The 19,361-nt window shown below is 72.9% G+C and carries 22 protein-coding genes and 3 tRNA genes; 17 read left to right on the top strand and 8 right to left on the bottom strand.

Features of this window, described 5'->3' with window-relative positions; translation table 11 throughout:
- Positions 1–44 precede the first annotated feature (44 nt).
- From BLQ67_RS05735 to BLQ67_RS05725, 3 genes are all read left to right on the top strand, one after another.
- Positions 45–2,087: an acyl-CoA dehydrogenase family protein gene (locus BLQ67_RS05735; RefSeq protein ID WP_231945222.1), complete on the top strand. Its 2,043-nt coding sequence runs from the start codon at positions 45–47 to the stop codon at positions 2,085–2,087.
- 325 nt (positions 2,088–2,412) lie between these two features.
- Positions 2,413–3,024, top strand: a complete 612-nt coding sequence (locus BLQ67_RS05730) for a cyclodeaminase/cyclohydrolase family protein (RefSeq protein ID WP_157674684.1) — start codon at positions 2,413–2,415, stop codon at positions 3,022–3,024.
- Positions 3,021–3,935, top strand: a complete 915-nt coding sequence (locus BLQ67_RS05725; RefSeq protein WP_092503263.1) for a tetrahydrofolate dehydrogenase/cyclohydrolase catalytic domain-containing protein — start codon at positions 3,021–3,023, stop codon at positions 3,933–3,935. Before BLQ67_RS05730 ends, BLQ67_RS05725 begins: the two co-directional genes overlap by 4 nt.
- 56 nt (positions 3,936–3,991) lie before the next feature.
- Here BLQ67_RS05725 and BLQ67_RS05720 read toward each other — a convergent pair whose 3' ends face one another.
- Positions 3,992–4,357, bottom strand: coding sequence for a hypothetical protein (locus tag BLQ67_RS05720; protein ID WP_092503261.1), 366 nt, complete (start codon positions 4,355–4,357; stop codon positions 3,992–3,994).
- 182 nt (positions 4,358–4,539) lie between these two features.
- On the opposite strand from BLQ67_RS05720, the gene BLQ67_RS05715 reads away from it, so the two are divergent.
- On the top strand, positions 4,540–5,682 hold the full coding sequence (locus tag BLQ67_RS05715; protein WP_092503259.1) for a pyridoxal phosphate-dependent aminotransferase: 1,143 nt from the start codon (positions 4,540–4,542) through the stop codon (positions 5,680–5,682).
- Between the two features lie 45 nt (positions 5,683–5,727).
- Here BLQ67_RS05715 and BLQ67_RS05710 read toward each other — a convergent pair whose 3' ends face one another.
- Positions 5,728–6,738: an isopenicillin N synthase family dioxygenase gene (locus BLQ67_RS05710; protein WP_092503257.1), complete on the bottom strand. Its 1,011-nt coding sequence runs from the start codon at positions 6,736–6,738 to the stop codon at positions 5,728–5,730.
- 207 nt (positions 6,739–6,945) lie between these two features.
- Between BLQ67_RS05710 and BLQ67_RS05705 the strand changes: the two genes are divergently transcribed.
- The 3 genes from BLQ67_RS05705 to BLQ67_RS05695 all read left to right on the top strand — a co-directional run bounded on the left by BLQ67_RS05705 (position 6,946) and on the right by BLQ67_RS05695 (position 9,266).
- On the top strand, positions 6,946–8,109 hold the full coding sequence (locus BLQ67_RS05705; protein WP_092503256.1) for a sensor histidine kinase: 1,164 nt from the start codon (positions 6,946–6,948) through the stop codon (positions 8,107–8,109).
- The gene (locus BLQ67_RS05700; protein WP_092503254.1) at positions 8,106–8,771 is read left to right on the top strand and encodes a response regulator; all 666 of its coding nucleotides are present in this window, start codon (positions 8,106–8,108) and stop codon (positions 8,769–8,771) included. The genes BLQ67_RS05705 and BLQ67_RS05700 overlap by 4 nt, the downstream gene beginning before the upstream one ends.
- A 204-nt stretch (positions 8,772–8,975) precedes the next feature.
- Positions 8,976–9,266: an SHOCT domain-containing protein gene (locus BLQ67_RS05695; RefSeq protein WP_092503253.1), complete on the top strand. Its 291-nt coding sequence runs from the start codon at positions 8,976–8,978 to the stop codon at positions 9,264–9,266.
- 121 nt (positions 9,267–9,387) lie between these two features.
- Here the strand turns inward: BLQ67_RS05695 and BLQ67_RS05690 are convergent, their stop codons facing one another.
- Positions 9,388–9,843 carry a hypothetical protein gene (locus tag BLQ67_RS05690; RefSeq protein WP_092503251.1) on the bottom strand — a complete coding sequence of 152 codons (456 nt, stop codon included), beginning with the start codon at positions 9,841–9,843 and terminating at the stop codon, positions 9,388–9,390.
- A gap of 116 nt (positions 9,844–9,959) precedes the next feature.
- Here BLQ67_RS05690 and BLQ67_RS05685 point away from each other — a divergent pair, with 116 nt between their 5' ends.
- Entirely contained in the window at positions 9,960–10,544 is a 585-nt protein-coding gene (locus BLQ67_RS05685; RefSeq protein WP_092503249.1) for a 1-acyl-sn-glycerol-3-phosphate acyltransferase, read from the top strand.
- A 10-nt stretch (positions 10,545–10,554) separates the two neighbouring features.
- On the opposite strand, the gene BLQ67_RS05680 is transcribed toward BLQ67_RS05685, so the two are convergent.
- A complete protein-coding gene (locus tag BLQ67_RS05680) occupies positions 10,555–10,782 on the bottom strand; it encodes a DUF1653 domain-containing protein (RefSeq protein WP_092503247.1) in 228 nt (75 codons plus the stop codon).
- Between the two features lie 39 nt (positions 10,783–10,821).
- Between BLQ67_RS05680 and BLQ67_RS05675 the strand changes: the two genes are divergently transcribed.
- Positions 10,822–11,217 (top strand): hypothetical protein, encoded by a 396-nt coding sequence (locus BLQ67_RS05675; protein ID WP_092503245.1) that lies wholly within the window; start codon positions 10,822–10,824, stop codon positions 11,215–11,217.
- A gap of 90 nt (positions 11,218–11,307) precedes the next feature.
- Here BLQ67_RS05675 and BLQ67_RS05670 read toward each other — a convergent pair.
- The 3 genes from BLQ67_RS05670 to BLQ67_RS05660 form a co-directional block, all read right to left on the bottom strand.
- A tRNA-Phe gene (locus BLQ67_RS05670) sits at positions 11,308–11,380 on the bottom strand.
- 65 nt (positions 11,381–11,445) lie between these two features.
- Positions 11,446–11,520, bottom strand: a tRNA-Asp gene (locus tag BLQ67_RS05665).
- A 16-nt stretch (positions 11,521–11,536) separates the two neighbouring features.
- Positions 11,537–11,609 (bottom strand) — tRNA-Glu (locus tag BLQ67_RS05660).
- Positions 11,610–11,929: 320 nt separating this feature from the next.
- Here BLQ67_RS05660 and BLQ67_RS05655 point away from each other — a divergent pair.
- A complete protein-coding gene (locus BLQ67_RS05655; protein ID WP_157674683.1) occupies positions 11,930–13,279 on the top strand; it encodes a M23 family metallopeptidase in 1,350 nt (449 codons plus the stop codon).
- Positions 13,280–13,355: 76 nt separating this feature from the next.
- On the opposite strand, the gene BLQ67_RS05650 is transcribed toward BLQ67_RS05655, so the two are convergent.
- Positions 13,356–13,847 (bottom strand): inorganic diphosphatase, encoded by a 492-nt coding sequence (locus BLQ67_RS05650; RefSeq protein ID WP_092503242.1) that lies wholly within the window; start codon positions 13,845–13,847, stop codon positions 13,356–13,358.
- Positions 13,848–13,892: 45 nt separating this feature from the next.
- Here BLQ67_RS05650 and tilS point away from each other — a divergent pair, with 45 nt between their 5' ends.
- The 7 genes from tilS to BLQ67_RS05615 all read left to right on the top strand — a co-directional run bounded on the left by tilS (position 13,893) and on the right by BLQ67_RS05615 (position 19,343).
- Positions 13,893–14,888 (top strand): tRNA lysidine(34) synthetase TilS, encoded by a 996-nt coding sequence (tilS, locus tag BLQ67_RS05645; protein WP_092503241.1) that lies wholly within the window; start codon positions 13,893–13,895, stop codon positions 14,886–14,888.
- A 306-nt stretch (positions 14,889–15,194) separates the two neighbouring features.
- On the top strand, positions 15,195–15,935 hold the full coding sequence (locus BLQ67_RS05640; RefSeq protein WP_092503239.1) for a hypothetical protein: 741 nt from the start codon (positions 15,195–15,197) through the stop codon (positions 15,933–15,935).
- Positions 15,936–15,963: 28 nt separating this feature from the next.
- Entirely contained in the window at positions 15,964–16,710 is a 747-nt protein-coding gene (locus BLQ67_RS05635; RefSeq protein ID WP_092503237.1) for a hypothetical protein, read from the top strand.
- A 17-nt stretch (positions 16,711–16,727) separates the two neighbouring features.
- Entirely contained in the window at positions 16,728–17,456 is a 729-nt protein-coding gene (locus tag BLQ67_RS05630) for a hypothetical protein (protein WP_092503235.1), read from the top strand.
- A 59-nt stretch (positions 17,457–17,515) separates the two neighbouring features.
- Complete coding sequence (locus tag BLQ67_RS16690; RefSeq protein WP_092503233.1) at positions 17,516–18,307, top strand: hypothetical protein; 792 nt, start codon at positions 17,516–17,518, stop codon at positions 18,305–18,307.
- Between the two features lie 35 nt (positions 18,308–18,342).
- Positions 18,343–19,080 carry a hypothetical protein gene (locus BLQ67_RS05620; RefSeq protein ID WP_092503231.1) on the top strand — a complete coding sequence of 246 codons (738 nt, stop codon included), beginning with the start codon at positions 18,343–18,345 and terminating at the stop codon, positions 19,078–19,080.
- Positions 19,081–19,148: 68 nt separating this feature from the next.
- A complete protein-coding gene (locus BLQ67_RS05615; protein WP_092503229.1) occupies positions 19,149–19,343 on the top strand; it encodes a hypothetical protein in 195 nt (64 codons plus the stop codon).
- Positions 19,344–19,361 lie beyond the last annotated feature (18 nt).

Raw genomic sequence — 19,361 nt, 5'->3', positions numbered from 1 at the left:
TGGTCGACACCCTGTCCGCATCCGAGCCGCTCGAGGCCGACGAGGTGCACACGCCCCTCGATCTCGAGCCGAAGCCGCGCACCGCCGCGATCGACGTCGACTGGCTCGGTCGCGACCTGCTGGGCACATGGGCCGAGCGTCGCCTCGCCGCGCGCGCCAAGGCCGCGAACCCCGACTACCAGCGCATCCCGAACCAGACGATGGCCGAGCACCGCGCTCGCACGTTCGGGCAGCTGCAGCTGCTCGTCGACGACGGCGCCGTGCTCGTCGCGTTCCCCAAGGAGCTCGGCGGCGGCGACGACCACGGCGGCAACATCGCCGGGTTCGAGGAGCTCGTGCTCGCCGACCCGTCGCTGCAGATCAAGTCGGGCGTGCAGTACGGCCTCTTCGGCGCCGCCGTGCTGCACCTCGGCACCACGTACCACCACGAGACGTTCCTGCCGCCGATCATGCGCTTCGACGTGCCCGGCGCGTTCGCGATGACCGAGACCGGCCACGGCTCCGACGTCGCCTCGATCGGCACGACCGCGACGTACGACGTGGGCGCGGAGGAGTTCGTCATCCACACGCCCTTCCGCGGCGCGTGGAAGGACTACCTCGGCAACGCCGCCGTCGACGGCATCGCCGCCGTCGTGTTCGCGAAGCTCGTCACCCAGGGCGTCGACCACGGCGTGCACGCGTTCTACGTCGACATCCGCGACCCCGAGACCGGCGAGTTCCTGCCCGGCATCGGCGGCGAGGACGACGGCTTCAAGGGCGGCCTCAACGGCATCGACAACGGCCGCCTGCACTTCGACCACGTGCGCGTGCCGCGCCTCAACCTGCTGAACCGCTACGGCGACGTCGCCGCCGACGGCACGTACTCCTCGCCGATCGAGAGCCCCGGCCGACGCTTCTTCACGATGCTCGGCACGCTCGTGCAGGGCCGCGTCTCCCTGGATGGCGCCTCGGCCGTCGCGTCGAAGGCCGCGCTCGCGATCGCCATCCGCTACGGCTCGGAGCGCCGCCAGTTCAACGCTGCGAGCGACGTCGAGGAGGAGGTGCTGCTCGACTACCGCAGGCACCAGAAGCGCCTCTTCACGCGCGTCGCCGAGACGTACGCGATGTCGTACGCGCACGAGCGCCTGCTCACCGAGTTCGACGGCGTCTTCTCGGGCCGCACCGACACCCCCGAGGCGCGCGAGGACCTCGAGACGCTCGCCGCCGGCCTCAAGTCGCTGTCGACGTGGGCGGCGCTCGACACGCTGCAGGAGGCGCGCGAGGCGTGCGGCGGCGCGGGCTTCCTCGCCGAGAACCGCCTCACGCTGCTGCGCGCCGACATGGACATCTACGCGACCTTCGAGGGCGACAACACCGTGCTGCTGCAGCTCGTCGGCAAGCGTCTGCTCGGCGACTTCGCGAAGCAGTTCCGCGGCGCCTCGGCCGCGCACCTCGCGCAGTTCGCCGCGAAGGAGTTCGCCGGTCGCGCCGCCGCGCAGGTCGGCCTGCACCAGGTGGCGCAGGACGTGCGCGACCTCGGCCAGCCGGCGCCCGCATCCCGCGCCCTGCGCACCACGGCGGTGCAGCGCGAGCTGCTCACCGACCGCGTCGAGACGATGGTCGCCGAGATCGCGGGCCGCCTGCGGCACGTGCCGCGCGGCGACGCCGCGAAGACGGCCAAGGCGTTCAACAACGTGCAGAACGAGCTCATCGAGGCCGCGCGCGCGTGGGCCGAGCTGCAGCAGTGGAAGGCCCTCACCGAGGCCGTCGAGCGGATGACGGGCGAGACGGCGCGCGTCATGACGTGGGTGCGCGACCTGTTCGCGCTCACGCTGCTCGAGCGGCACCTCGCCTGGTACCTGGCCAACGGGCGCCTCTCGGGCACCCGCGCGAAGGTCGTGACGTCGACGATCGAGCGGCTGCTCGTGAAGATCCGCCCGCACGCGCTCGACCTCGTCGCCGCGTTCGGCCTCGAGGACGAGCACCTGCGCGCGCCGATCGCGTCGGGCGCCGAGGGCCTGCGCCAGGCCGAGGCGATGGCGTACTACGAGGAGCAGCGCGCCGCCGGCACGCTGCCGACGCCCGAGAAGCAGGCGAAGCGGGGCTGACGCTCCACGCTCTCGGCGGGACGGGCGCATCCATGGGATGCGCCCGCCCTTCGTCGTGGTGCAGGCATCCCCGCCGCATCGATTGGCCATCTTCTGCGGTGATTGGCCATGTTCTGCGGTGATTGGCCAACTTCTGCGGTGATTGGCCAACTTCTGCGGTGATTGGCCAACTTCTGCGATCGAGTGGTCACGTTCTGCGACCGGACCCTGTCGATTGGCGCACATTGGCGCCAATCGATCCAGCCGCATCGCAGAAGATGGCCAATCGATGCGAGCGACCCGACCGCGCATCCACCACCCTCGCCGCCCGGTATCGTCGCAGCACGTGAGCGAGAGTCTGTGGGCCGCGTCCGGCGACGAGCTGCTGCGGCGCACCGCATCCGCCGATCCGACGCCCGGCGGCGGCTCGATCGCCGCCCACGCGGCGTCGCTCGGCGCAGGCCTCGTGCTCATGGCGATCGACGTCACGCTCGGCGCGAAGGGCACCGACGAGGATGCCGCCGCAGCGCTGCGCGAGGCGCGCGGGCGCGGCGAGGGCATCCTCGCCACGCTGCACGCCGCCGTCGACGCCGACGTCGAGGTGTTCGAGGCGCTCATGGACGCGTACCGGATGCCGCGCGGCGACGACGCCGAGCGCGCCGACCGCACCGCCGCCATCCGCGTCGAGACGGTCGTCGCGACCGTCGCGCCGCTCGACGTCGCGGATGCGGCGCTCGAGGCCGTCGCGTTCTCGGTCGCGGTCGAGCCGCTCGTGAAGCCGGGCGTGCGCAGCGACGTGCTCGCCGGCCGCGACCTGCTGCTGGGCGCCGCACGCGCGGCGATCCGCACCGCCGACGTCAACCTCGCGGGCCTCGATGGCGAGCCCGCGCTCCACGAGCGCAGGCAGCGCGCGTGGGACGCCATCGTCACCGCCCTGCAGAGCGAGGAATCCGCATGACCGCCATCGTCGTCGACCCGTCCGAGGTCGCCCGCGCCTACCGCGACGAGGTGCGCGCCTCCGTCTCCGCGCTCGCCGAGCGCGACCGCTCGCTGCGCGTCGTCGGCATCCTCAGCCAGGCCGACGGCCCCGCCGCGACCTACGCGCGCTACGCCGTGAAGGGCTGCGAGGCCGTGGGCATCGCGATGGAGGTGCGGCACGTCGCGCCCGACCAGGTGGAGGCGGCCATCGCGGCCGCGAACGCCGACCCGAGCGTCGACGGCATCTTCCTCTACTACCCGCTCATCGATCCGATCGCCGACCGCTGGCTGCGCGAGCTCGTCGACCCGCGCAAGGACATCGAGGGCATGCACTCGTTCTGGAGCCGCCTGCTCTACGAGAACCGCCGCTTCGTCGACGACGCCGGCGCGCACCGCGCGATCCTGCCGTGCACGCCGCTCGCGATCCTCAAGCTGCTGCAGCACGCGGGGATGCGGGGCGAGGGCTCGGAGGCGCCGCTCGAGGGGCTCACGGCGTGCGTCATCAACCGCTCCGACATCGTCGGCCGCCCGCTCGCGGCGATGCTCGCGAACGACGGCGCGCGCGTGCACTCGCTCGACGTGCACGGCTCGCTCGTGCTCGAGCCGGCCATCGGCCGCCACACGCACGACGTGCGCGACTCGACGGCGACGCGCGCCGAGGCGCTCGCAGAGGCGGATGTGGTCGTGTCGGCCGTGCCCGCCGCCGCGTTCGAGCCGATCACGGGTGCCGAGCTGAAGCCGGGCGCGCTGCTCGTGAACGTCGCCGAGCGCCGCAACTTCGACGAGTCGGCGATGGAGGTCGCGTCGGCGTTCGTGCCGCGCGTCGGCCCGCTCACCGTGACGATGGCGACCCGCAACCTCGTGCGCCTCGTGGAGACGCTGGGCAGCTGACCTCGAGCGCCGTCGGCCTCCTCGACCAGCTGGTGGGGGAGCGTCGCCTCAGCGCGTCAGGCGGGCGAGTCCACGATCCCGACGAACCGCGTGCCGACGCCGTCGACCTCCGACCGCACGGTGCCCGCGGCACGACGCGGCGCCTCCGACGGGTCGTGGCGGTCGCACACGAGCATCGTGAACTCGGGCCACCACTTCTTCGGCCGCTCCCACTCCTCGAGCCCGCAGACGACGCACTCGAGGCGCATCCACACGGGCCGGGCGCCGGGGCGGCGGTTGGCGCGCGACTGCACGAGCCATGCGGGCGGCTCGGCCTCGAGCGCGCCGATCGCGGCGTCGGAGATCGTGGCTGGGATGCCGTGGCGCTGGGCCATCTCGACCGGGATGTCGAGCCGGATGGCGGCCTCGCGACGCGTGAACATCCCTCCAGGGTAGGCGCGCGTGGCGTCTCCGGTTCGCCCATGACTGGTCGCAGTTGCACCCCACTGGTCGCAGATGCACCCATGACTGGTCGCAGTTGCACCGAAGCTGCGACCACTGTGGTGCAACTCTGACCAGTCATGCCCTGCACGGCGCAGCGCCGCCGCGAACCTAGGCTGGCGACGTGCCCCGCATCGCCCATCACATCGACGCCGTGCCCGCCTCGGGCATCCGCCGCGTCTTCGAGATCGCGCTGCAGCTCGACGACGTCGCCATGCTGGCCGTCGGCGAGCCCGACCAGCCCGTCGCGCAGCACATCCTCGACGCCGGCGCCGCGGCCTGGCTCGCCGACGACACGTCGTACGGACCCAACGGCGGCCTGCCCGCGCTGCGCGACGCCTTCGTCGAGCAGCAGCGCCGCGAGCAGCGCGTCGAGCTCGACCGCGAGCGCGTGTGGGTCACCGTCGGCGGCACGCAGGCCATCCACCTCGCCATGACGCTCGTGCTGCAGCCTGACGACGAGGTGCTCGTGCCCGACCCCGGCTACACGACCTTCTCGATGGCGCCCGCGATGCTGTCGGCGCACGCGGTGCCGTACGCGCTGCAGTCGCCCGCGTTCCTGCCCGACGTCGACGCCATCCGCGCGCTCGTCACCGATCGCACGCGGGCGATCGTGCTCAACACGCCCTCGAACCCGCTCGGCGTCGTGCTGCCGCGCGAGACGATCCAGGCGATCCTCGACCTCGCGCGCGAGCACGACCTGTGGGTCGTGAGCGACGAGGTCTACGAGCACCTCGTGTGGGCGGGCGAGCACGTGAGCCCGCAGGCGCTCGACGTCGACGGGCGCGTGCTCGGCGTGCACTCGGTGTCGAAGTCGTACGCGATGACGGGTGCTCGCGTCGGGTTCCTCACCGTGCCGTCGGGGCTCGCCGAGCGGATGCGCACGCTGCAGGAGGCGATCATCTCGTGCGTCGCCTCGCCCGATCAGCGGGCGGCGCTCGCTGCGCTCACGGGACCGCAGGATGCCGTGGCCGTCGCGCGCGAGCACTACCGCGCGAACCTCGAGCTCGCGGCGAGCATCCTCGCCGAGGCGGGCATCCCGCACCTCGTGCCGGCCGGCGCGATGTACCTGTGGATCGACGTGTCCCACGCGTCGGGCGGCGACGTCGCGGCGTGGGCCGAGCGGCTGCTGCTGCAGGATCGCGTCGCCGTCGCGCCCGGCTCGGCGTTCGGGCGCTCGGGCGAGGGCTGGGTCCGCGTCTGCCTCGCCGCGCGCCCCGAGACGCTCGAGCGCGGCCTCCGAGCCCTCCCGCCCGCGCGGAGTTGAGGTCTTCGGCCCGATGTGACCTCACATCGGGCCGAAGACCTCAACTCACGCGGCCGCAGCCCGGGCGGCGACGAGGTCGGCGTGGTGGATCGCTGCGACGTCGGGATGCGCGCGCAGGCGCGACTTCAGGGCGTTCTCGCCGTAGGTCGAGTGGATGGGGTTCGTCGGGTCCTGCGAGACGCCGCGCGCGTCGGCGGCGAGCTCGGGCGGCAGGTCGAGCAGCGGGATCTGCGCGTCGAGCGCCGGGTTGAAGAAGAACGGGATCGAGACGCGGTCGCTGCCGGCCGGCGGCGACAGCACGCGGTGGCGCGTCGCCTGCAGGTAGCCGCCGGTGGCGTGCTCGAGCAGCTCGCCGATGTTCACGACGAACGCGCCCTCGATGGGCGGCGCATCCACCCACTCGCCGTCGACCTCGACCTGCAGGCCGTCCTTGCCCGGCTCGACCCACAGCAGCGTCAGCACGCCCGAGTCCTTGTGGGCACCGACGCCCTGGCCCGCACGGCCGGCGTCGGAGCCGGGGTAGCGCACGACCTTGATGAGCGTGAAGGGGTCGGCGAACGCAGCGTCGAAGACGTCGGCGGGAGCGCCGAGCGACTCGGCCCATGCGGCGAGCAGTCGCCTGCCGACGTCGCGCAGCCGGTCGTGCCACTCGTCGATCACGACCTGCAGCTCGGGCAGCGCGTCGGGCCACAGGTTCGGGCCCTCGAGGCGCCAGTAGTCGGCGCCGTCGCGGTCGCCCGCCGCGCGCTCGGGGCCGATGTCGATCTGCTCGCGCCAGTCGACCTTGCCCTCCGTGCGCTCGCCGCCGACGCGCGTGTAGCCGCGGAACTGCGGGCTGCCGACGTTCTCGATGGCGAGCTTCTGCTCCTCGGGCAGCGCGAAGAACGCGCGGGCGAGCCCGTGCACGCGGCTCTGCAGGTCGGGGTCGATGCCGTGGCCGACGAGGTAGAGGAAGCCGACGTCGCGCGTCGCCTCGCGCAGGCGGGTGCGGAACGACGCGGCGGATGCCTCGCCGCGGTCGAGTTCGGAGAGGTCGAGGACGGGGAGGTTCGCCATGGCCTGGAACCGTAGCGGCGTCCCCCGACGAATGGCAGGGACGCGTCGTCATGTGACGCGTCGGAGGCGTCACATCTCGTCACGCCGGCGTCTGCCTGAGGCCCAGGGCCGTTGCGAGGTCCACCTCGCAACGGCCTCCCGGGGGAGGTGGCACGCGCCTCCCACGAGCGGACGCCCGCACCGCACGCCGCTGGCTACGCTGACGCCATGCCGCACCTGCGCCCGTCGAGACTCGCGATCGTGGGCGCCGTCGTCTCGTTCGTGCTCGTCACGAGCGCCGGCATCGGCCGCGTCGCGGTCCTCTCGCGCATGGATGCCACGTGGCGCCAGGTCGAGCTCGCGCACCTCGTCCCCGCCTTCGCCGTCGCGAGCATCGGCGCCGGCGCCGTCGCATCCCTCGGCCTCCTCGCGATCGACCGCTGGCCGCGCGCCGCGACGCTCGTCGTGGTCGTCGCGGCGACGGCGACGTGGATCCTCGTGCCGTGGCCGCCGCCGCTCGGCGCCCTGCCGTACGCGTTCGCGATCGTGCTCGCCGTGCGCCGCGGCGCCGCGATGTGGGCGGTCGGCGGCATCGTCGGCTCCCTCACCGTCACGGTCGTCGCGATCGCCGTCACGGGGCTGTCGCGCGGCTGGATCGTCGGCACCGTCATGACGTGCGTCGCGCTCACGATCGTGCTCGTGATCTCGACCGCGAGGCGTGCCCGTCGCGAGCAGGATCGCGTGGCTCGCGAGCAGGCCGACGAGCAGGCGCGCACGCGCCACGCACGCGAGCGGGAGGCGATGGCGCGCGAGCTGCACGACGTGCTCGCCCACTCCCTGTCGTCGATCTCGGTGCAGGCCAACGTCGCGCTGCACCTCGCCGACCGCGAGCCCGCGCGCGCGACCGAGGCGCTCTCGACCATCCGCGACACGAGCAGGCAGGCGCTCGACGACGTGCGCCACATGCTCGGCGTGCTGCGCGGCGAGGCCGACGGGCCGCTCGTGCCCGAGGCGAGCCTCGACGCGCTCGACGCCATCGTCGCGAGCGCGACCGGCATGGGCATCCGCGTCGAGCTCGACGATGCGCTGCACCCGCGGCCGTCGACCGCGACCCAGTCGGCGATCGTGCGCATCGTGCGCGAGGCCCTCACGAACGCCGCCCGCCACGCGCCCGGCGCGCACGTGACGGTGTCGCTGGCGCGCGAGGCGGATGCGGTGCGCGCCGCGATCGTCGACGACGGCCCCGCATCGGCGGGCCAGTCGAGCCCGGGCGCTGGCACGGGCATCCTCGGCATGCGCGAGCGCGCGGCCCTGCTCGGCGGCACGCTCGACGCCGCCCCGCGCGGCCGCGGCTTCGCGGTCGTCGCCACGTTCCCGGAAGGGCTCGCATGATCCGCGTCGCGATCGTCGACGACCAGGCGCTCATCCGCGCCGGCCTGCACGCGCTCGTCGAGTCCGAGGGCGACATGCAGGTCGTCGGCGAGGCAGCCACGGGCGAGGCGGCCGTGGCGCTCGTGCGCGCCGAGCGGCCCGACGTCGTGCTCATGGACATCCGCATGCCCGGCCGCGACGGCCTGTGGGCGACACGGCAGATCGTCGCCGACGCTGCCCTCGCCGCGACGCGCATCGTCGTCGTGACGACGTTCGAGCTCGACGAGCTCGTAGGCGATGCGATCGTCGCGGGCGCGAGCGGCTACGTCGTGAAGGATGCCGACCCCGTCGACCTGCTGCGCGCCGTGCGCGTGGCCGCCGAGGGGGATGCGCTGCTCAGCCCGTCGGTCACCCGGCGCCTGCTCGACCGCGTCGCGCAGGGCATCCGCCCCGTCGACGACGCCCCGCTCGCCGAGCTCACGGAGCGGGAGCGCGAGGTGCTCGCCCTCGTCGGCGAGGGGCTCACGAACGAGGAGATCGCCGGCCGCCTCTTCCTCAGCCCCCTCACGACGAAGACGCACGTGTCGCGCATGATGGGCAAGCTCGGCGCCCGCGACCGCGTGCGCCTCGTCGTGCTCGCGTACGAGACGGGCCTCGTGCGCCCCGGGTGGTCGCAGGGCTGACGCGCCTCGCCGAGCCGTTGCGAGGTGCGCTTCGTGCACTGAGGTGCGGTTGCACCCGCACCTCACCGCAGCAACCGCACCTCGCAACCGGTCAGACCTCCCACGGGAGGCGGCACGTGCATCCCGCCGCCGGACGCGGGGATGGGGTGCGCGGCGCGAGCCTGATGGTGCGGTCAGACGGCCGCTCGGCAGAAGGAGCCACGCATGTTCACCACCATCACGCAGGCAGCGCCCGTGCTCGCGGAGCAGGTCACGCGCTGGGGACCCGGCGGCGGCCCGCTCTGGGGCTTCGGCTTCCTCATCCCGCTGCTCTGGATCGCGCTCATCGTCACGTTCGTGCTGCTGTTCCGCCGCTCGATGCGGCGCCGCCCGTTCGTGCACGCCGCGGCGGCGGGGGAGCAGGCGCTCGCGACCCGCTTCGCGAACGGCGACATCGACGAGACCGAGTACCGCTCGCGCCTCGCGGTGCTGCGCGCGGAGCGCGACCGCCGCTGACGCGTCGCGTACCCGTTGCGAGGCGCGCTGCTCCTGTCGAGGTGCGGCTATCCGCGCACCTCGACAGGAGAGGCGCACCTCGCGACGAGAGGCGCACCTCGCAACGAGGGCCGGCGGCGAGCTACGTGGCCGACGCCGCAGCCGCCGACGACGCGCGGCCGATCGCCCGGCGCACGACCCACAGCACGAACGCGGCCTCGACGGCGGGCATCGCGTCGGGCGCGTGCATCTCGGGCTTGTAGGTCCAGAACCCCGTCGAGCGGATGTCGCCCACGACGACGCCGTCCGCGAGCAGCGAGAACGTCGCCTGCGGGAACGATCCCGACCGCTGCACCTCGTACGTGCCGCTCGGCGCCGACACCTCCCACCGCATCCGCCACATCGAGATGCTGCGCGCGTGGATGCGGTCGACCCCGTCGAGCGCCGCGGCCCAGTCGCCGCCGAAGCCCTCCTTGCGGAAGAGCCACGTCTCGCCGCCGACGGCGACGGTCGCTCGATCGCGGAACCACTCCTGCGCGAACGTCGCGGCGGCGCGCCCGTCGGCCAGCATCACGTCGTCGACCCAGGCGAACCGCATGCGCGCACGCTACGCCGCCGACCTGGGACGTGGAAGGGGCGCAAGGTCGTGACACGGCATGCGCCGCCGCGTACCGTGGTCGCAACGACTCGGGGGAGACGATGACGCGACGACGCATGCCCGTCCGGCGGGCGATCGCCAGGACGTACTGGCGCCTCAGCCGATGGACCCACGTGCGCGAGAGCCCCGAGGTGCACGGCTCGCGCATCGTCATCGGCGCCCCGCACACGTCGAACTGGGACTTCGTGCTCATGCTCGCGATCGCGTGGGACCTCGGCATCAGCCCGCGGTTCCTCGGCAAGCACCAGCTGTTCCGCGGACCGGCGGGCTGGATCATGCGTCGCCTCGGCGGCATCCCCGTCGACCGTCGCGATCCGTCGCGCATCGTCGACGAGGTCGTAGCGCTCATCGAGCACGGCGAGGAGATCGTGCTCGTGGTCACGCCGGAGGGCACGCGCGGCACGGGCACGCACTGGCGCTCGGGCTTCCACCGCATCGCGGTGGCGACGGGTCTGCCCGTCACGCTCGGCTACCCCGACGTCACGACGATGACGGCGGGCCTCGGCCCCACGTTCTCGCTCACAGGCGACGTGTCGAAGGACATGGACCGCATCCGCGCGTTCTACGCCGACAAGGCGGGCGTGCGCCCCGAGCTGCGCACCGAGCCGCGCCTGCGCAGCGAGGACGCCGTCCCCGCTTGACGCCGAGGGCTCAGGATGCGTCGGGCTCGACGCGCCGGAACCGCGGGCCGTCGTAGCCGTCGCGCTGGACGCGCTCCGACCACATCGCGACGGGCCGCACCCACAGCGCGCGGTCGCCGTAGCCCTGCCGGTAGACGACGACGCGCTCGCCGGTCTCGGAGTGCGTCGCGACCTCGAGCACCTCGTAGGGCGCGCCCTTGAAGTGCGCGTACTGCCCGGGCGTCGGCTCGTCGGTCATGCCGTCATCCTCTCAGCGCCGCGCTCGTAGGCTCGCCGCGTGGCCCTCTTCGACCCCGCGGATGCGCGTGCGCTCACCGAGCGCGAGCGCAGCACGCTGCACGCGGCGATCACGCAGGGCTCGTCGATCGGATACCACGGGCGCCCCGGACCGGAGATCACGCCGGCGATGCGCCGCGGATGGCTGTCGCGGCTCGATGTGCTCCAGGCCGTGTCCAACTGCGCCTGCGGATGCGCGTCGGTGTCTCTGCTCCCGTCGGATGCGACCGCGGGCGTGCCAGGCGAGGATCGCGACCTCGACGCCATGAGCGGGTCCGTGCACCTGCACGTGCGGATCGTCGACGGCGTGCCGTTCTGGATCGAGGTCACCGAGAACGACGCGAAGCCCGCGCTGCCCGAGCTGCCGCCGGTCGACGAGTGGACCTGGCTGCGCTGACGGCCGAGGCGCGGCAGGCACCCGGACATGAAGGAACCCCCGCGAGTAGAAGCCTCACGAGGGTTCAGCAGCGGCGTAATGACCGCTACGTGGCTCCGACGGGCGTCGATCCCGTGACCTCACGATTTTCAGTCGTGCGCTCTACCAACTGAGCTACAGAGCCTGAGGCCGGGAGGCGAACCTCCCGGACCTAGCGAGAACCCCTCGCTCTCGCGAGGGGTCGCACCGCGACCCTGACGGGACTTGAACCCGCGACCTCCGCCGTGACAGGGCGGCGCGCTAACCAAACTGCGCTACAGGGCCTTGCATCATCGACCAGTGACCCCAACGGGATTCGAACCCGTGCTGTCGCCGTGAAAGGGCGATGTCCTAGGCCGCTAGACGATGGGGCCATGTGTCCAGGACTCATGGCTACCGAGGGAAGACTCTACGTCACGATGCGCCGCGCTGCAAATCCGCGCGTCCGAGCCTCGCCGCGCGTGTCGCCTGCGACCCCCGCGACGGGGATCCGCGCGCTTGTCTGGATGGATCCCGAACACCTCCTGCGTGTCGCTGGGGGACGCGTGCGACCATGGACGCCGCCGACGCGCGCAATCCATCGCCGCCCCGGCATCCGAACGCACGGTGGCGGCGCGCATCCTTGACTCTCAACCTCTGGTTGATAGTCTGCTGCGGCCCGCTCCATCCCCCATCTCGTGGCGAGGTCCCCCACATGCAGAGCATCGCGCAGCCGCAGCGACGTCCGTCGCGACTGCGCCTCGGCATCGTCGCCGCCATCGCCGTCACCACGCTCGCGATCACGATCGTGACGCCCGGCAGCCCGGCGCAGGCTGAGGATGCGTGGGGCTTCCCGACGTGGAACGAGGTCGAGGCGGCACGCAACGACGTCTCGTCGCAGCAGGCGCAGATCGGCGAGATCCGCGACCTCATCTCGCGGCTCGAGTCCGAGCAGGCTGCCGCGGAGGCGCTCGCGAACCAGCGCGCCGGCGAGGCCGCGCAGGCGCAGGAGCGCTACGACGAGGCCGCCTTCACGGCATCGCAGCTCGAGGAGCAGGCTGCGGCCGCCCAGCGCGTCGCCGAGGACTCGCAGCGCGCGGCATCGCAGCTCGCGGCCCAGCTCGCCCGCACGGGAGGTGCAGGCGACCTCAGCGTCGAGCTCTTCGCGAACCCGGGCAGCGCCGACGAGTGGCTCTACCGTCTGAGCCTGCTCGACAGCGCCGCGTCGACGGCCGACACGCTCTACACGCAGGCGCAGCAGGATGCGAACACCGCGTCGTCGCTGCAGGACCAGGCGAGCGTCGCCCGCGACGAGCGCCAGCGCCTCAGCGACGAGGCCAACGCCGCGCTCGAGGCCGCGACCGCCGCAGCCGCCGAGGCCGCAGCGGCCGTCGACCGCACGAACGCGCACAAGGCCGAGCTCGAGGCGCAGCTGAGCGTGCTCGAGGAGAACCGCGCAGCGACCGAGGCCGACTACAACGCCGGCCAGAACTGGTACGCCTACCTCGCCGAGCAGGAGCGCCTGCGCCAGGAGCGCGAGCGCCAGGAGCGCGAGGCCGCCGCGGCTGCGGCAGCCGCCGCAGCAGCAGCGGCAGCCGCCCAGAACGGCGGCGGAGGCGGTGGCGGCGGTGGCTACGTCGGCCCGGGCACCTCGGCGAGCGGCTGGACGACCCCGCACTACGGCCGCATCTCGTCGACCTTCGGCTGGCGCACCGACCCCGTGACGGGCTCGTTCTCGAAGCTGCACGCGGGCGCGGACATCGTCGCCGGCTGCGGCACGCCGATCTACTCGATGGCCGCGGGCACCGTCGCCGTGCGCGGTCAGGACTCGTACGGCGCCAACATGATCTGGATCGACCACGGTGGTGGCGTGCAGTCGCGGTACTACCACATGGCCGCGCCGTCGCCGCTGGGCTACGGCCAGTCGGTCGCCGCCGGCCAGGTCATCGGCTACGAGGGCTCGACCGGCTGGTCGACGGGCTGCCACCTGCACTTCGAGGTCCGCATCGGCGGCGTCGCGCAGGACCCGCTCGCGTTCCTCCGCGCACGCGGCGTCAACATCTGACGCACGCACGCACCCGCACGCACGACGAGGGCGGCGCATCCATCGGATGCGCCGCCCTCGTGGCGTGCGGGTCGCGTCAGTGCGCGGCGGGCACGTAGGCCGCGATGCCGGCCTGCACGGTGGCCTCGGCCGCAGCCGCGCCCTCCCAGCCGCCGACCTTGGCCCACTTGCCGGGCTCGAGGTCCTTGTAGTGCACGAAGAAGTGCTCGATCTCGTTGCGCGTCTGCTTCGGCACGTCGTCGATGTCCTGGATGTGGGCCCAGCGCGGGTCCTTCTCGAGCACGCAGATGACCTTCGTGTCGATGCCGCCGTCGTCCTCCATGTTCAGCTGGCCGACGGGGCGCACCTTGACGAAGACGCCGGGCGGCACCGAGTAGTCGAGCAGCACGAGGGCGTCGACGGGGTCGCCGTCGAGCCCGAGGGTCTCGTCGAAGAATCCGTAGTCGGTCGGGTAGACGAAGGTCGTGAAGAGCACGCGGTCGAGGTAGACCCGACCGGTCTCGTGGTCGACCTCGTACTTGTTGCGGCTCCCCTTGGGGATCTCGATGACGACGTCGTAGGCGGCCACGGGCGCTCCTGTCTCGCGTGTTCCAATCGGCAATAGGATCATGGCATGCCCTCGAACGACGACCGCCGCCCGCGGCTGACCCCCGCGGTCGCCGACACGCGTCGCGCCGTGCGTGAGTCGCTCGCCGGCCTCGACGAGGGATCGCTCGTGCTCGTGGCGCTCTCGGGCGGCCCCGACTCGCTCGCGCTCGCCGCGGCGACGGCCTTCGAGGGCCCTCGCGCCGGCATGCGCGTCGGCGGCGTCGTCGTCGACCACGCGCTGCAGGAGGGTTCGGCGGAGATCGCCGAGACCGCTGCGCAGCAGGCGCGCGACCTGGGCCTCGATCCCGTGCTCGTGCGCCGCGTGACGGTGGATGGCCACGGCGGCCCCGAGGCTGCCGCGCGCCAGGCCCGATACGCGGCACTGCTCAAGGCGCGCGCTGAGGTCGACGCGGCCGCGGTGCTGCTCGGGCACACGCTCGACGACCAGGCGGAGACCGTGCTCATCGGCCTCGCCCGCGGCTCGGGCCCCGAGAGCCTGTGGGGCATGCACCCCGCGATCGGCTTCCTGCGCCGCCCGTTCCTCACGGTGCGCCGCGCCGACACGAAGGCCGCGTGCGGCGACCAGGGCCTCGAGCCGTGGAACGACCCGCACAACCACGACGACCGCTTCCTGCGCGCTCGCATCCGCGACCGCGTGCTGCCGATCCTCGACCAGGAGCTCGGCGGCGGCGTCGTCGAGGCGCTCACGCGCACTGCCGACCAGCTGCGCGAGGACGCGGAGGCGCTCGCGCACTTCGCGCAGGAGCAGATCGGCGATCTCGTGGAGCATGCCGAGGGCGGCCTGTCGCTGCACGCCGGCGCGCTCGCGTCGAACCCGCCCGCCCTGCGCCAGCGCATCATCCGCCTCGCGGTGCAGAGCGAGTTCCACACGTCGCTCACCCGCCAGCAGACCCTCGAGGTCTCGCGACTCGTGACCGACTGGCACGGCCAGGGGCCCATCCACCTGCCGGGCATCCGCGTGGCGCGCGAGGGCTCGCTGCTGCTCTTCACCGCCGCCTGACGTCTCCCGACGTGCGCCCGGTCGCACGTCGATGCCGTCGCGAGCATGCGCGCGTGATCGAACCGTGACGTCACGCTTCGGTCACGGCTCCCGCTGTCGCAGCGGGCGTCCAGCGCGACCCGGAAGCGTGGTGCCTGCACGGATCGCGACGTCCGATCCGCGCCCCGGGATCGTCGACATGCCGAGCCGTGCATGCTCGGCCGACGCGCCGGGCGATCGAGATGTGACCATCGCCCTGAGCCGGACATGACGGGGTGGAGGCAGACCGCCTCCGCATCCGTGCAGCACCTCCGAGAGGACCCGCCCTTGGCCCGCACCGCCCCCCTCGTCGGCATCGCCGCAGCCCTGCTCGTCGCGCTCGCCGGCTGCGTCCCGGCCGATGCCGAGTCGGCGAGCGATGCCTCGGCGTCGCCCGCGCCGAGCGCCACGGCGACGCCGGAGCCGAGCGCCGAGCCGACGCCGTCGGCATCCGAGGCGCCCGAGGGCATCGACACGAGCGACTGGGTCGAGTACGCGTCGCCCGAGGGTGACCTCACGTTCCGGCACCCCTCGGACTGGACGCTCGAGACGACGCGCTCCGAGCCCATGTCCGGTGTGGGGCCGACGGGCAACCGCTCGCTCGACTCCGTCGAGATCACCGCGCCCAACGGCCAGCAGCTGCTGACCTCGTACGACTTCGTCGACATCGGCGGGTGGTGCGATGCGCCGATGACCGGCGAGCTGCTGCACTCCGAGCCCATCGGCCTCGAGTCGCCGACGGGAGACGAGACGCCCGTCATCGCCGCGATCGCGTTCGACGGCGACCCGATGATCTTCGCGATGGGCATCACGGCAGCAGAGAGGATCGGCCCTGACGGAACGTTCGGCTGCCCGTTCTACTTCGTCCTCGGCACGAGCGACGGCGGCACCTCGATGGGCACGCACTTCCAGGTCTCGAACGACGACCCGCTGTGGAACATCGCCTCGCTCGACGACGCCACCGCGTACATGGAGACCGACGAGTACGCCACCATCCTCGAGATCCTGCGCTCCGTGCGCACCGCCTGATCCGCCACCGATGAGGAACCCGCACCCCATGACCCGCACCGCTTCCCTCGCCGTCGCCGCGCTCGCGCTCGTCGCGCTCGCCGGCTGCGCCACCGCCGCCGCGCCCGAGGCGTCGACCTCGGCGAGCCCGTCGGCCACGCCTGCGCCGAGCGCCGAGCCGACGCCCTCGGCATCCGAGGAGCCCGAGGGCATCGACACGAGCGACTGGCTCGAGTACTCGACGCACGACGGCGACATGACCTACCGCTACCCGGCCGACTGGACGATCACGAGCGACGCGCAGTTCTTCGACCCCGACGCCGAGCGCACCGACGTGCAGGATCGCTACCAGCGGTGGATGGACACCGCCACGCTGACCGCGCCCAACGGCCAGCAGCTGCTGCACTCCAGCGACTTCGTCGACGTTGGTGGCGCCTGCGGCGACGCTGCCCTTCCCACGTTGCACGTGCTGGCGACCGAGCCCGCCGCGGTGCGGTCGATCGAGGGCGAGTCGGTGGTCATCGCGACGCTCGCGATGGCGTGGAACGACGGCACCTTCTCGATGGGCATCGGCATCACGGGCGACCACTTCGACGGCCAGACGATGCTGCCGGCGTGCATGATCAACTTCATCTTCGCGTCCAGCGACGGCGGCGTCGCGATGGGCACGCACTTCCACCTCGGCAGCGAGGACCCGCTGTGGAACATCGCCTCGCTCGACGACGCGACCGCGTACATGGAGACCGACGAGTACGCCACCATCCTCGAGATCCTGCGCTCCGTGCGCACCGTCTGACCCCGAAGGAGCACGTCATGCACCGCACCGCAGCTTCCATCGCCGCCTCCGTGCTCGCGCTCGTCGTGCTGGTCGGCTGCGGCACGGCCACCGACCCCGACTCGTCGACGTCGCCCTCGCCGTCGGCGAGCCCGTCGACGTCGCCCGAGCCGAGCGTCGAGCCGACGCCCGACCCGACCGAGCCCGCCGACCCGACCGCCGACTGGGCGCGCGAGGATCTCGGCTGGGCGAGCATCCCGCTGCCCGACGGGTGGACGCTCGAGCAGCGCGGCGACACCGCGTGGATGGTCGTGAGCGACCGCGGGCTCGACATGGTCAGCGTGTTCCGCGTGCCAGAGGGGCAGTACGCGCAGGACTTCGTCTGCATGCCGGAGGACCTGCCGGCGTTCGAGGCCGTCGAGCACCTGCCCTACGCCGGCGCCGAGGGCGCGACGGCCGACGCGTGGACCGCTGCCGGCACGGTCGTCGAGGTCGGCACGACCGTGCGCGAGATCGGCATCGGCTTCGCCGACGAGGTCGCGTACGTCGTCGAGCTGGGCATCACCGAGGAGGTCTTCCTCGGCGCCGAGTCGTGCGAGCCGTTCTTCGTGACCTACCCCGCCGATGGCATCCCCACGGGCATCTACGTCGTCGAGGACCCCGCAGACGGCCTGCGGTTCGACACGCGCGACGAGGCGCTCGCCTACCTCGACACCGCCGAGCACCAGACGCTCACCGACCTGCTGCAGGGCATCCGCATCCGCTGACCTCACCGATTCCCGTCTGCCGGACATGACGGGATGCCGCACCCATCCGAGAGGACCCCATGCACCGCACCGCCCGCGTCGCCGCCCTCGCAGGCGTGCTCGCGCTCGCGCTGACGGGATGCGCGCCCGGGGCGCTCGAGGCGGCACCTTCGCCCACGCCCGAGCCGACCGCCGAGGCCGCGCCGTCGCCGACGCCCAGCGCGACGCCCACACCCGAGCCCACGCCCGAGCCGACTCGGACGCCTCCGCCGGCGATCGTGCCGTGGACGCCCAGCGGGCTCGACACGAGCGGCTGGCCGACCTTCACGATGCCGGGCGGCACCGCGACGTTCCGTCACCCGACCGACTGGACGATCGAGCTGGCGCAGGACTACCCCGGACTGCCGCCGCGGGACGACCTCGACGACTGGGCCTACGTGCATGCGCCCGACGGCGAGCAGGTCCTCACGCTCCACCTCGCCGACGAGCCCTTCGGATACGACTACTGCGCCGACGGGCCGCCCGCCGAGTTCGAGGTGCTGTACGAGCAGCCCGTCGACATCGGCATCGCGAGCACGCGCGGCCCGACCTCGACGCAGCTGCGCATCGACGGCGGCATGGCCGTGTCGGTCTCGCTCGTGGACGGCTGGACGCCGGGCGGCATGTGCGCGCGCGACGCCGAGATCGACGTCGCGCCGACGAGCACCGGGACCGTCGCGATCCAGTTCTCGACCGGGCACCCCGGCCCCGGCACCAGCTCGCCGCCCTCGCTCGGTGGCCCCTTCCCCGACTCCGTGAGCCCGCTCGCGCTCGTCGACCTCGAGACGCTCGACGTCGCCTGGTCGATCGTGCGCTCGCTCCAGATCGCCTGACCCACCCCATCCAGCCCGCACCCGAGGAGGCACCCATGCGCCGCATCCGCTTCGCCCCGCTCGCCGCCATCGCCATCGCCGCCGTCGCCCTCGCGGGCTGCACGACCACCGATGCCGACGCCGACGCGTCGACCGCGCCGTCGACGTCGCCCTCGACGAGCCCGTCGGCGAGCGCGACGCCCGAGCCCTCGGCGACCGAGGAGCCGTGGCAGACCGTCGAGCTCGAGGACGGCACGACCTGGTCGATGCCCGCCGACTGGACGACGACCGACACGAGCGTCGAGAACCAGGTCGGTCGCGTCCTGCAGGTCGACGTGGCGGATGCCGACGGCGCGACGGTGCTGTCGTACTCGCACGACCTCGGGGGCGTCGGCGGGATCGGTGGCGCCTGCGACACCTACCCCGCGGTCGAGACGTTCGCGTCGGAGCCGTCGCAGGCGGGCTTCGCGCCGCTCGGCGAGGAGGCGTTCGTCGACGCCGCCTACGCCGTCGAGCAGCCCGACGGCTCGGTCGTGCTGACCGTGGGCGTCGTGCCCGACACCGCCTTCGACGACGCGCTGCCGCGGTGCCTCGTCTACAACATCGGGCAGCACCCTGCCGACGGGCGCACCGTGTCGTTCGCGACCGCCTTCCAGTCGGGCGTCGACCCCGACGCAGCCGGCAGCGAGCAGCCGTGGGGCTTCGCGTCGTTCCCCGACGCGCAGGCGTACGTCGAGTCGGCCGAGGGCCAGCAGCTGCTGCAGGTCGTGCAGTCGCTGCGCCTGCGGGCCTGACGGACGCACTCGCCGGGATGCGGGCGGCAGCCCTGGCCGGAGCGCCGACGAGCGCCTACGGTGGGCGCATGACCCGCATCCTCGGCCTCGTGCTCGGCGCCATCCTCATCGCGGCAGGCGGTCTGTTCTTCCTGCAGGGGATCGGGGTCGTCGGCGGCTCGTCGATGACGAACACGACGACGTGGACGGTGCTCGGCCCGCTCATCGCCCTCGGCGGCCTCGTCGTGCTGCTCGTGACGCTGCGCCGCTCGCGCCGCCGGTAGGTTGGGAGCCCCGAGCCC

Source organism: Agrococcus jejuensis (assembly GCF_900099705.1).
In the GTDB taxonomy this organism is placed as follows: Bacteria; Actinomycetota; Actinomycetes; order Actinomycetales; family Microbacteriaceae; genus Agrococcus; species Agrococcus jejuensis.
The sequence above is the reverse complement of the archived record's forward strand: the minus strand, read 5'-3'. Positions and strand labels throughout refer to the sequence as shown.